Annotated in this window: 10 protein-coding genes; 1 reads left to right on the forward strand and 9 read right to left on the reverse strand. The window is 63.3% G+C overall.

The genetic code is table 11. The features are described 5' to 3' along the window. Positions 1-38 precede the first annotated feature (38 nt). The 9 genes from NG696_RS12455 to NG696_RS12495 form a co-directional block, all read right to left on the reverse strand. Positions 39-1100 carry a LacI family DNA-binding transcriptional regulator gene (locus tag NG696_RS12455; protein ID WP_252575598.1) on the reverse strand — a complete coding sequence of 354 codons (1062 nt, stop codon included), beginning with the start codon at positions 1098-1100 and terminating at the stop codon, positions 39-41. 106 nt (positions 1101-1206) lie between these two features. After that, a complete protein-coding gene (locus tag NG696_RS12460) occupies positions 1207-2373 on the reverse strand; it encodes a Gfo/Idh/MocA family protein (protein ID WP_252575599.1) in 1167 nt (388 codons plus the stop codon). Between the two features lie 73 nt (positions 2374-2446). Next, on the reverse strand, positions 2447-3307 hold the full coding sequence (locus NG696_RS12465) for a sugar phosphate isomerase/epimerase family protein (RefSeq protein ID WP_252575601.1): 861 nt from the start codon (positions 3305-3307) through the stop codon (positions 2447-2449). 47 nt (positions 3308-3354) lie between these two features. Beyond that, positions 3355-4260, reverse strand: coding sequence for an ATP-binding cassette domain-containing protein (locus NG696_RS12470; protein ID WP_252566822.1), 906 nt, complete (start codon positions 4258-4260; stop codon positions 3355-3357). Beyond that, positions 4257-6131: a dipeptide/oligopeptide/nickel ABC transporter permease/ATP-binding protein gene (locus NG696_RS12475; RefSeq protein ID WP_252566820.1), complete on the reverse strand. Its 1875-nt coding sequence runs from the start codon at positions 6129-6131 to the stop codon at positions 4257-4259. Before NG696_RS12475 ends, NG696_RS12470 begins: the two co-directional genes overlap by 4 nt. Continuing rightward, positions 6128-7069: an ABC transporter permease gene (locus NG696_RS12480; RefSeq protein ID WP_252566818.1), complete on the reverse strand. Its 942-nt coding sequence runs from the start codon at positions 7067-7069 to the stop codon at positions 6128-6130. The genes NG696_RS12475 and NG696_RS12480 overlap by 4 nt, the downstream gene beginning before the upstream one ends. Positions 7070-7177: 108 nt before the next feature. Then, the gene (locus NG696_RS12485; protein ID WP_252566817.1) at positions 7178-8704 is read right to left on the reverse strand and encodes an ABC transporter substrate-binding protein; all 1527 of its coding nucleotides are present in this window, start codon (positions 8702-8704) and stop codon (positions 7178-7180) included. A 193-nt stretch (positions 8705-8897) separates the two neighbouring features. Continuing rightward, the gene (locus NG696_RS12490; protein WP_252566815.1) at positions 8898-9911 is read right to left on the reverse strand and encodes a Gfo/Idh/MocA family protein; all 1014 of its coding nucleotides are present in this window, start codon (positions 9909-9911) and stop codon (positions 8898-8900) included. Next, complete coding sequence (locus NG696_RS12495) at positions 9908-10768, reverse strand: sugar phosphate isomerase/epimerase family protein (protein WP_252566811.1); 861 nt, start codon at positions 10766-10768, stop codon at positions 9908-9910. The genes NG696_RS12490 and NG696_RS12495 overlap by 4 nt, the downstream gene beginning before the upstream one ends. Positions 10769-10989: 221 nt before the next feature. On the opposite strand from NG696_RS12495, the gene NG696_RS12500 reads away from it, so the two are divergent. Next, a complete protein-coding gene (locus NG696_RS12500) occupies positions 10990-12006 on the forward strand; it encodes a LacI family DNA-binding transcriptional regulator (protein ID WP_252567170.1) in 1017 nt (338 codons plus the stop codon). The last annotated feature ends 75 nt before the right edge of the window (positions 12007-12081 follow it).

The raw sequence follows: 12081 nt of genomic DNA on the forward strand, positions 1-12081 counted from the left end.
CCATAAATTGCCAAATGTTGGAATCGGCCCGTCAGTATTCACTTCGCGGGCAGGATCCTACCGCTGGACCCGCGCAGCACCAGCTCAGTCTCCACGCTCAAAGTGCTGGTCTGCTCCCCGCTCCCGTGGAGAAAGTCCAACAGGCGCGTCGCTGCAGCTTCGCCGCACTCCCCCAGCGGCGAACGCACCGTGGTGAGCGGCGGCGTCGTGAAATCCGCGCCGAAGATATCGTCAAAGCCGATGATGCTGATGTCGTCGGGCACCACAATGCCGGCGGCCTGGAGTTCCTGCATGAGCCCGATGGCTAGCAAGTCGTTGTACGTCATGACCGCGGTGGCACCGCTGGCGCGGACATCGCGCGCAGTCTGCCGGCCGCCGTCGACCGTTGGTTTGGTTGACTCAAGCCGCACGGCCTCAAGCCGGGACCATTCGCAAGCTGCCTGCACACCCTCCCAACGGCGTTCGGACATCCAGGACTGCGGCGGCCCCGCTACATAGGCGATCCGCTGGTGTCCGTTGGCGGCCATGCTCCGGATCGCCTCGCTGATCCCCTTGTTGACGTCCGGCACCACGCACGGCACGCCCTCTACTTCGCGGTTGATGACCACCACGGGCTTGTCCTGGGCCAGGGCGCGGATGTTGTCATCGTCCATGCGCGGGCTAGCGAGAATAAGGCCGTCGACGGTGGCCATGAGCCGCCGGGCGGCAGTCAGTTCAGTAGCCGGGGACTCCGCCGACTCGGCGAGCACCAGGGTGTAATCCCTGCTGGTTGCGGTGGTCTCGGCGCCGCGGATGATGTCAAAGAATGTGGGGTTGGTGATGTCCGCGACGATGAGGCCGAACGTGTTGGTCTTGCCCGTGGGAAGTGCGCGCGCAAACGGATTGACCTGGTAGTTCAGCTGGGCGGCCGCATCCTCGATGAGCTTCTGTGTTTTGGAGCTGACCCTGCCCGGCTTGCTGAGTGCGCGGGAAACGGTGGACGCGTTGACGCCGGCCATCTTGGCGATATCGTAGATGGTCGCGTTGGATTTGCCGTCGCGGCCATGCTTTTTGACCGAACCCGTTGATGGGGCGGTGTCCGGCGTTTGGGGTTCAGTCACCGCCCCATCCTAACGATGAAACCACTTAAGCAGGTCGCAGCTGTGGCCGTTTTGATGGTCCAAAACGGCCACAGCTGCTGGTCAGCTCCGCTACTCGCGCAGGAGGTTATGCGCGCTGCGGGAACTTGCCCTCTTCGGCGATGCGCTTGTTGAGCTCCGCGAGGAATTCGTTCTCGTCGAAGTCCAGTCCAACTTCTTTGCCGGTCCAGGCGGAGAGGTGGATGGCGTTGGCCAGGCGGACGCCGTTGATGCCGTCCGAGCCCGGAGCGAGCAGCGGCGTGCCGTCCAGGATGTTGGCGGCGAAGTTCTCCAGGACGCCGGAGTGCTGAGCACCCCAAGCGGACTCGAACTCGATGACCTCAGTGGTGTAGTACTCCTCCGGGTTCAGCTCGCCCATAAAGAGCTTACGGACATCGTCCATGCCCATGCCGTCGCTGAGCTCGCGCTCGGGCTTCTTCAGGCGTGTCACGGTAGCGGTCTTGCTGCCCTCGACGACGATCTTGCCCTGGTCGCCCAGGATCTCGAAGCGGTCGGTCCCGGTCAGATCGTGGGTGGCGGTGACAAATACGCCGGTAACACCGTCTCCATAGTCAACCACCGCGGTCACTTCATCTTCGACGGCGATGTCGCGGCGGAAGCCGAACGAAACCTTGGAGTATACGGACTTCGGCACGCCGCAGATCCACTGCCACAGGTCCAGCTGGTGCGGTGCCTGGTTGACCAGGACGCCGCCGCCTTCGCCGCCCCACGTTGCACGCCATTCGCTGGAGTTGTAGTAGCCCTGCGGACGCCACCAGTTGGTGATGATCCAGTTGCTGCGGCGGATCTTGCCGATCTCGCCGTTTTCCACAATCTCTTTGAGCTTCTTGTACAGGGGGTTGTTGCGCTGGTTGAACATAATGCCGAAGGAGAGTTCCGGCTTGCTGGCAGCGAACTCGTTCAGTTCCTTGACCTGCTTGGTGTAGACGCCGGCCGGTTTCTCCACCAGTGCATGGACGTTGCGCTTCAGGGTCTCGATGCCCATTTCAGGGTGCAGGAAGTGCGGTACGCAGGTCACGACGGCGTCAACGTCGCCGCTTTCCAGCATCGCGATGTAGTCGTCATAGAAGGGAGCCTCGGGGTAAGTGGCCGAGGCAATTTCCTTCTTGGCAGGATCGGTGTCGCAGATGGCGCCGATCACCATGTTGGGGACCATGCCGTCCGTGATGAACTTGGCGTAAGCGCCGCCCTGCTGGCCCAGGCCGATGATGCCGAGGCGTACTTTCTTGCTCACAGTTATTTATCCTTCTTCGTTGGTTGAGCTTGTGTTTCGTTGGTTGAGCTTGTCGAAACCAAAAGCGGTCCGCTTAGAAGAGCTCGGACTGGCCCAGGGCAATCAGGTTGTCGTAGGAAGTCTGCAGCGCTTCCCAAACCGTGCGGCCATAGAGTTCGTCCTGCTCCACCAGCAGGTACTCGGCGCCGGCAGCCTGCGCGGCCGGGATGATGGATGCGAAGTCCAGGTTGCCTTCGCCCACTTCGGCGAACTGGACAACATTCTTGAACTCGGCCATGAAGCCCATAAAGTCGCCGGAATCCAGCAGACCCATGGCCGACTCCGGCATTTGGCCTATCCGGTAGTCCTTCAGGTGGACCATGGCCGTGCGGCCGGCGTACTTTTCCAGGGTGCGGACCGGGTCCAGGCCGCCGCGCTGGACCCAGTGCACGTCGATTTCCATGCCCATGGCCGGGGAGTTCTCCGCAATGATGTCCAGCATGTATTTGCCGTCGAACTTCGCGAACTCGATGTGGTGGTTGTGGTAGTACAGCCCCAGGCCCTGCTCCTGCAGGCGCTCGGCGTACTCGTTGGCCTGCTTGGCGAAGTCAATCACCGCGCCGATGGACGTCATTGCCTCGAACGGCAGCATACCGATCCGCAGCAACTTCGAGTCCAGGCTCTTTGCGTCATCCACGATCTTGTCAAAGTGCTCCGCCAGGGAATCGCCAGGCCGGCCCTTGGGGGTCTCCATGGCCACGGAAAGGGCTGCGATGTCCATGCCCAGCTCGCTGCGGGACCGGTCCAGTTCCGCGACGTTTTCCGGCGTCATCGGGATCTGGGAGATCTCGACGGCGTTGTAGCCGATGTCGCTGACCTTGCGGAGCGTTTCGAACGCCCCGATTTCGGTGAAGCTGTCCTTCAGCATCATTGCCTGCACGCCAATTTTGGCCACGTTATTCCTCCATTGTTGTTGCTGTTGAGTTAGTTCGGGCACGAGCCCTAGGCAAGGACAGCGGCCTGCTCGTTCTGCTGGCGCTGTTCTTCGAGCAGCCGGTGACGGTCGGCACGGCGCTTCTCCTGGCGGTCCGGATCCGGCACCGGGGAAGCGAGCAGCAACCGCTGCGTGTAGGGGTGCTCGGGGTTGCGCGTGACGATCTCTGCCGGCCCCTGCTCCACGATTTCTCCACGGTACATCACGGCTACACGGTGGCTGATGTGGCGGACCACGTCAAGGTCGTGGGAGACAAACAGGTAGGAGACGCCAGTGTCCTTCTGGATCTGCAGGAAGAGATCCAGGACGCGGGCCTGGGTGGACAGGTCCAATGCGCTGACCGGCTCATCACAGACGATGAGCTTGGGAGACAGCGCCAGGGCGCGGGCAATCGCCACGCGCTGGCGCTGGCCGCCGCTGAACTCGCGCGGCAGCCGGTGGATGGCATCCGACGGGAGGCCAACCTGGTCCAGGAGTTCCTTCACGCGCTTCTTTGCTGCTGCCTGCTCCATGCCCTGCACGCCCAGGGGTTCGGCCAGAATGTCGCCAATTTCCAGGGCGGGGTTCAGTGACGTGTAGGGATCCTGGAAGACCACTTGCATGTCACGGCTGAGGACGCGCCGCTGCTTGCGGGTGGCGTGGCTGATGTCCTGGCCTTCGAAGGTGATCTTGCCGCCGCTCACCGGCGCGAGACCCAGTACAGACCGGCCCAGGGTGGTCTTACCCGACCCTGATTCGCCCACCAGGCCCAAGGTCTCACCCTGGCCGATGCTGATATTAATGTCGGTCAGGGCGCGGAATTTCCGTGCACGGAATCCTTTGCCGGGGTACTCGACCACCAGGTTTTCCACGCGAAGGAGTTCTTCGCGTGCCGGGGCTGATACCGCGGCGCTTGAGGCTGCAGTTTCCGTCACAGGACATTCTCCTTAGCACTTGATGACGCGGTTGAAGACGAAGCAGCTGAAACCAGCATGGTCATCGGTTCTTTGCCTTCCAGCATCGAAGCCAACAGAGTCTGGGTATAGCGTTCCTTCGGTTCGCGCAGGATCTCCCGCACGGGGCCTTCCTCCACCAGCCGGCCGTTCTGCATGACCACAACACGGTCGCAGAGGTCAGCCACAACGCCGAAGTTGTGGGTCACCAGGATGACGCCGACGCCGAGCCGGCGCTGGAGGTCGCGGATGAGGTCCAGCACATCGGCCTGGACCGTAACGTCCAGTGCCGTGGTGGGCTCATCGGCAATGATGAGGTCCGGTTCGCAGCTGATAGCACCGGCGATGAGCACACGTTGGGCCATGCCACCGGATACCTCGTGGGGGTAGGCCTTGAAGGTGCGCTCCGGGCTGACGATGCCGACGTCGGAGAGGAGCTTCATGGCTCTCTTGGTGGCCTCTGCCTTTGAGATTCCCAGGACGCGCATCATGGGCGTAACCAGCTGGTAGCCGATAGTGAAGGCCGGGTCCAGGTTGCTCATGGGTTCCTGCGGGATGTAGGAAATCCGTTTGCCGCGCAGCTTGGAGAGGCGGTGCTGATTGACCTTGTCCTCACCTGGAGCGACCGTGTAGTTGCCATCGAACTGGATGGCGCCGCCCACGATTCGTGCGGTGTCCGGCAGCAGGCCCAGGATGGAGAAGGCCGTCTGGGACTTACCCGACCCGGATTCGCCCACGATGCCGAGGATTTCGCCGCGGTCAACGTGGAAGGAGACGTCATCCACCACTTTCTTGATGGATCCGTCGGCCTGGGGGTAGCCGACGCCGAGGTTGGTCACCTTAACGAGGTGGTGTTCGGTTCCGGCCTCGACGGCCGCAATGGTCTTGCGCGCCGCCTTGGCGGCGCTGGCTGCGGCCGCATCTTCGGCTTGATGAGCTTTCTGCCTGCGGTGCTTGATCTTTTCGCCGTCTTCCAGGGCGTCGCGGATGGCGTTGCCCAAGAGGACAAGTGCACCGATGGTCAGCGCCATGGCAAATGCAGGCCAGAAAAGCAGCGTCGGGGTGAGGTAGACGTTTTTGAAGCCTTCGCTGAGCATCACACCCCAGGTGGCCTTGGCCGGATCGCCCAGGCCCAGGAACTCGAGTCCGGACTGGATGGCGATGGCCACGCCGGCGATCGCCGCCGTCTGGATGATGATGGGCGCGCGGACCACGGAGAAGATGTGGCGGGTGATGATGCTGAGGTCTGACAGCCCGGAGACGCGCGCGGCGTCAACGTAGAGCTCGTTGCGGACCGACTGCACCGCTGAGCGCGTCAGGCGGAAGTAGGAAGGGCTGATCAGCACACCGAACGCGATCATGGCAATCCACACTGACGGACCGAAAGCGGCCCGGATGGTCAGCAGGACGATCAGGCCGGGGAGGCTCATGAGGATGCTGACAACCCAGTTGGAGACGGCTTCGAACTTGCCGGCGTAGTAGCCAGCCACGAGGCCGGCGGGCAGGCCGATCGCGATGGCGACGGCGGCGCAAAGGAGCGCGGAGCTGAGCGTCAGCTGCGCCCCGAAGAGCAGCCGGCTCCAGACGTCACGGCCTGAGCTGTCAGTGCCCAGGATGTTAACCGCGTCCGGGGCTGCGAGAGTCTTGGAGATGTTGGCGAAGTTTTCGTCGAACGGGGCCAGGACATCGGCGAAGACGGCCATGCTGGCCATGGCCAGAAGGATGGCGATGGAGATGATGCCCATTGGATTCTTGAACAGCCGTTTGAGGACTGTTGACCGGACGACAGTTCCGGTCTGGCCTGACGTTCCGGGGATGGGTGTCAGGGCTGAGGTTTCGACGGACTCGGTCACGAGGCACGCACCTTCGGGTTAAGCCAGCCGTTGAGCAGGTCAACGATGAGGTTGACCACAATGACGACGGCGACAGTGTACATAACAACGCCCATGACCACCGGCTGGTCACTCTGGCTGGTGGCGGCTACGGCCAGCGGCCCCATGCCGGGAAGGGCAAAGATCTGCTCGATGATGACCACGCCGCCCAGCATGCCGATCAACTGGAGGCTGAGCACGGTCAGTCCAGCCGGAGCTGCGCTGCGCAGGACGTGCTTGAACAGGACCTCGCGCTCACCGATGCCGCGGCTGCGCAGGGTGCGGACGTAATCGCGTTCGAGCTGCTTGATGACTGCGCTGCGAATCTGCTGGGCACCGCCGGTGACGCCGTTGATCAGCAGGGCGATCACCGGAAGGGTCAGGGAAAGCACCCAGGCATCCGCGCCGACACCGGGCGAAATGGTACTGGTGGCGGGGAACAGGCCCATCTGGATAGCAAGGATGGTCACCAGGATGATGCCGATGACAAAGCCGGGGACAGAATCGCCGATGATGGCACCGATCTGGACCACGCGGTCCACCCAGCCGCGCTTTACTGCTGCGGCGACGCCGATGAGGGTGGCGATGATGGAGATCAGGAGCATGGCTGCAATCACCATGGTCATGGTCACCGGAATGCGCGTGGCGAGGGCGTGGGAGACGGGTTCAGAGGTGAACCAGGATGTGCCCAGGTCCCCCTGCAGGGCGCCCGTGAGCCAGCTGAAGTAGCGCGTGATGATGGGCTGGTCCAGCCCCAGCTCGGCTTCCTTCACGGCCAGCTGATCCGGCGTGGCCTGGTCGCCCAGGATGTTCCGCGCAATGCTGCCGCTCGATACGTAGAGCAGGGAAAAAACGAGGATCGAGACGGCGAACAGGACTACGAGTCCGCTGCCGAGGCGTTTAAGGATGAAAGTGATCATTGCTGGCTCCATTGAACTGGCATGGATTGGTTGCCCGGTCCGGCAGCCCATCGTTGGTGATGGGCTGCCGGACCTGCGCAGGGTTATTGTGTGGCTACGTACCCGGTATTACTTGGCCGGCGAGTAGTTGTAGATCGACGGAACGGCCTGCTGGACCTGCGGTTCCACGGTGATCTTGGAGTTGTGGTAGTACATCTGGTTCACGCGGAACATCGGGGCGAACCAGGCCTGCTCCACAACGTACTTGTTGACTTCCTGGGCCAGCTTGCCAGCGTCCTTGCCGCCCTTCTCGACTGCATCGATCTTGGCCTGCAGCTCGGGAGTGGTGTTCTTGAACGGGTTGTAGAGGGCCTTCGTGGAGATGATCTGGTTGGTGGCAACCCACGGCTCACCCTGGAAGAGGGAGAAGAACATGGTGGTGAACTTCTGGGCGGCGACATCGCTGGTGAACGTGTTGGTGATGGCGGCACCAATGTTCACGGTGATTCCAACGTCCGCCAGCTGCTGCTTGATCACTGCGAGCTGGGTTTCCCAGCCCGGAACCGACGGGATGTCGAGGACGACGCCGGTCTCGTAGCCGGCTTCCTTCAGGAGGGCCTTGGCCTTGGCCGGATCGTAGCTGTAGTAGTTCTCCAGCTCTTCGGTCCATGCACCGCTGGCCTTGCCGAACGGCTGCGACGTGGGGGTGCCCTGGCCCATCAGGACCTGGTCCAGGATGGTCTTGCGGTCAAAGGCGTAGTTGATCGCCTGGCGGACCTTGACGTTCCCCAGCGCGGGGTTCTTGGTACCGTCGCGGTCCATCAACAGGAGACCCTGCCAGTCCACCTCGGTGGCGACCAGGTTCATCTTGGCGCCTTCAGCCTGCTTGCCGGTCTTGGGGTCCAGCAGCGTGGCGTCCACCTGGCCCGAAACGAGGGCGTTGGTGCGGGCGGTCAGGTCAATCAGGATCTTGAAGGTGACCTTCTCGAACTTCTGGAGGTCCTTGTTCCAGTAGTCCTTGCGGGCGGCGAACACCGACTGCGAGTCCTTCACTGTGGCGGCCTTGTCCATAACATACGGGCCGCTGCCTACGGGCTCGGTCTTGATGGCGTCGGTGCCCAGCGCCTTGGGGCTGCCCATCAGGCCGGCGGCCTGGCTGAGGTAGAACTCCAGGGACGGATCCGGGGCGGTCAGGTTCAGTTCGATGGTGTCGGCGTCAACAACCTTGACGTCTGAGACGGCGGTCAGCTGGGCCATCTGCGGGCCGTTGGCCTTCTTGAAGTGGTCCATGTTGGCCTTGGCGGCCTCAGCGTCGAACTTTGCGCCGTCGCTGAAGGTCACGTCCGTGCGGAGGTCAACGGTGAGCTTGGTGTTGGTCTCGTTGTACTTCCACGCGGTGGCCAGCATGGGGCTGAGCTTGCCGTCCGGTTCCCGCAGGATCAGGGAGTCGTACGCTGCCTGGTAAGGCTGGAGATAGTGACCGACGTGGGCCTGTGCCGGGTCCCAGGAGCGGAGTTCCTGAACTGCACCCAGTGACAGCGTCGCTGTTTTGGCCGTTGCGCCGGCGCCGGCGGGAGCGCCGCCGCCGCAGGCGGTCAGCGCCAGTGCTGAGCTGATGATAAGAGCGGCAGCTGCCGCCTTGGGACCTAACTTCATTGTTGGCTCCTGAATCTGTGGAACGTGAGAGTTGCGATTGGGCCGGTGTGGCGTGGGCCACACCGGCCTTCCGAGATTCAGAGTACGCATGATTGCCAACTTTGGCAACCGATTGTCAATATTGTTGCAATCTAAGCGAGAATCGCCGTGAATGAAACGTTCTAAAGGCCTTCAACCGGTTGCCGCGAGGAGGTCAGGAGTCTTTCGCCGCCGCGTCCGGGTAGCTCTGGCGGTAGATTTCCTTGACGATCTTCAGAGATTTCTCTGCTTCTTCCGGATCGATCCAGAACGGGCCTTCGTCACCGAGCCGGGCATAGAAGTCACTGATGAGCAGCTCATGCGAGACCCCCCAGTAGGCGCGCCCGCCGGACTCCACCACACGCTCGGGGACCACGTCCACGCGGCCGTCCGCATAAGTGACCGTCAAGTCCCCACGAAGACTGAGAGTCGCTCTTTCCGTGACAATGTCCAGCGTGACCGGCGCGTTCACGGCGTTGGCCAGCGTTGCGTAGAAGGCGCTGCGCGCACCGTTGGCGTGCTGGGCAACAAACTCCGCCGTATCCTCCACCTCGATGGTTTCGCCCAGGAACCTGGTGGCCGCGTTGCCGGACAACGAAACGACGTCGCCCACCAGCCACTGCAGCAGGTCCACGGTGTGGATGGCCTGGTTCATCATGAGCCCACCACCGCCACCCGCCCAGGTGCCGCGCCAGGGCCGGCTGCGGTAGTAGTCGGCGTCGCGGTGCCACAGCACCGTAGCTGACGCCCCTAGTACCGCGCCCAGTTCGCCGGAGGAAAGCAGTGCGTGCATGGCCTGCGCGGTGGCGTTGTAGCGGTTCTGGAAGCAGACGGCGATCTTGGCAGTGGACGCTTTGGCGGCCTCCACCAGCCGGCGGCCCTCCTCGAGCGTATGCGCCAGCGGCTTTTCCACAATGACATTCACGCCGCGCTCCAGGCAGTCCGCCGCGATGGAGGCATGCATGTTGTGCGGCGTCGTAATGTGCACAACATCCGGCCCCACGGCCTCGATCAGGCTGAGGTGATCCGGGAATCCCGGGACGCCATAGGCGGCCACAGCGGCCGCAAGGCGGCCGGGATCTGAGTCACAGACACCGGCCAGCCGCGCGCCGTCGAGCTTTGCGATGGCCTCAAAGTGCACTGCCGAAACATCACCGCAGCCGATGACTGCGGCCCTGAGGCCGGTCACGAAAGTACGATTCCGTTCTTGGCAGCCAGGCCCGCGAAGGCGCGGGCGGCGGAGCCAAAGGCAACCGGCCCCGAGAAGCCGCCCAGTTCGTGGTGGCTGGCCAGGTGGGGCTCAAGGGAGGCAAAGCCGGCATAACCGTCCGCCTTCAGGGCGGCAATGGTGGCGTCGAGTTCGCCGTCGCCCTCGCCGGAAGGCACAACTTCACCCGTGGCCATGATGGCGTCCTTAACCTGGAGGTATTCGAGGTACGGGCGCAGCATGGCGTAGCCGTCGGTGTAGGGCCGGACGCCCACCTGGACGAAGTTGGCGTTGTCCCAGGCGATCCGCAGTGCGGGAGAGTCCACGGACTCCATGATGTCCAGGACGCGCTGCGGCGTATCGCCGTAGATGTCCTTTTCGTTCTCGTGCAAAAGTACGACGCCGGCGCTTGCGGCTTCAGCGGCCAGTGCCCGCATGCGCGTGATGACGTCGTCGCGGATTTCCTCCGGCGTCTGGTCTTCGCTCCGGAAGAAGGAGAAGATCCGGATGTACTTGGTGTCCAGGCCCTTGGCCACGGAGATGATCTGGCGGAGGCGCTCCACCTCGTGCTCCACGGGCAGGCTGATGTCCACCTTGCCGATGGGGCTGGCGACGGCGGAGACCTTCAGGCCCTTGGCGTCCAGGAGTTCCTTGAGCTCGGATACCTGCCCAGGCGTCAGTTCGGAGACGTTAACGCCCCAGGCGCTGCGTACTTCGATGTAGCTCGCCCCAAGTGCCAGCAGGACAGCGGCCTGGATGGCGGGGTCCGTATCCACTTCATCGCCGAATCCTGAGAGCGTCCAGACTGTGCTGGCCGCTTCGGTTGTTGCTTCGGTCACGGGAATCTCCTTCGGTATGCCCGCGACGGGACAGCCTTGGTGCCGCTCCGGCGCGCGGGTGACTCAGTTCACAAAAAGTGCTGCCCTAAGTCTAGACACGTCAACCATCAATGACAACCGATTGCCAAATGATTGCATGCTGTGGCAACCTAGAGCTACAGGGATGTGGCAACCGTCACAAGCCCCCTGTCATCCCGTTCAGTGAGGAGCGCGCCATGGCGATGCAAGCAGCCGGAACAGACCGCCCGGCCACCATCCATGACATCGCCGCGATCTGCGGGGTGGCCGCCTCCACCGTGTCCCGCGCACTTTCCACTCCGGACCGGGTCAACATCCGTACCCGTGCGCGGATCGAAGCGGCAGCGGCCGAACTGAACTACACGCCGAACAGCCAGGCGAAGGCGCTGAGCTCCGGCCGCACCGGCGCCGTCGGCGTCCTGGTGCCTGACATCACCAATCCGTTCTATTTTGACCTCATCCGTGGCACACAGCTGCAGCTCAAGGCGGCCGGATACACCCAGCTGCTTGTGGACACGGAAGAGTCCGACGAGGTGGAGGCCTCCACCGTGGAGCAGCTGCGCAAGAGCGCTGACGGAATCATCGTCACCGCGTCCAGGCTCAGCGATGAGGCGCTGCTGGCCGCGGCCGCCAAGATTCCCATGGTGACCATCAACCGCGACGTACCCGGCGTTCCCGCCGTCGTCATTGACACGCCGTCCGCCACCAGCCAGGCACTGGACCACCTGATTTCCCTCGGCCACATCCGGATCGCCTACATGGCGGGACCACTGACATCCCAATCCAGCACCCTCCGCTGGACAGCCCTGGCGGCCGCCGCCGAGGACCGCGGCGTGGATGTGCGCAGGCTGGGCCCGTTCGCCCCTAAGACGCAATCAGGTGCCGCCGCAGCAGACGCGGCCGTGCACTCCGGTGTCACCGCCTGTATTGCCTTCAACGACCTCATCGCCATCGGCATGCTCCAGCGGCTACGCGAACGCGGCATCCGGGTCCCGGAGGACATGAGCGTGGTGGGCTGCGACGACATCTTCGGCGCGGACTTCTGCAATCCCCCGCTGACCACCATGGCTTCCCCGATCGAACAGGCCGGCCGCGTGGCCGTGTCCATGCTCCTGGCCCAGCTCAACCCGCTGGCGGGCGGTGGCAGCCGCAGCCGCTCCCTGATGCCCACGCATCTCACAGTGCGCGGTTCAACCGGAGCGGCACCCGCAGCGCTGTAGCCCCGGGCCCCAAGTGTCCCTTCGCGCTGGGTTTTCAATTGTCCGTTCGCGCCGGGCGGTGAGTGGTTCGGGTGG

The organism is Pseudarthrobacter cellobiosi, assembly GCF_023913755.1.
GTDB classification, from domain to species: Bacteria; Actinomycetota; Actinomycetes; order Actinomycetales; family Micrococcaceae; genus Arthrobacter; species Arthrobacter cellobiosi.

What these genes read in the sequence shown, in the direction of transcription:
- NG696_RS12480 (WP_252566818.1), bottom strand. Translation starts at nt 7,069, where the DNA reads ATGATCACTTTCATCCTTAAACGCCTCGGCAGCGGACTCGTAGTCCTG.
- NG696_RS12485 (WP_252566817.1), bottom strand. Translation starts at nt 8,704, where the DNA reads ATGAAGTTAGGTCCCAAGGCGGCAGCTGCCGCTCTTATCATCAGCTCA.
- NG696_RS12500 (WP_252567170.1), top strand. Translation starts at nt 10,990, where the DNA reads ATGCAAGCAGCCGGAACAGACCGCCCGGCCACCATCCATGACATCGCC.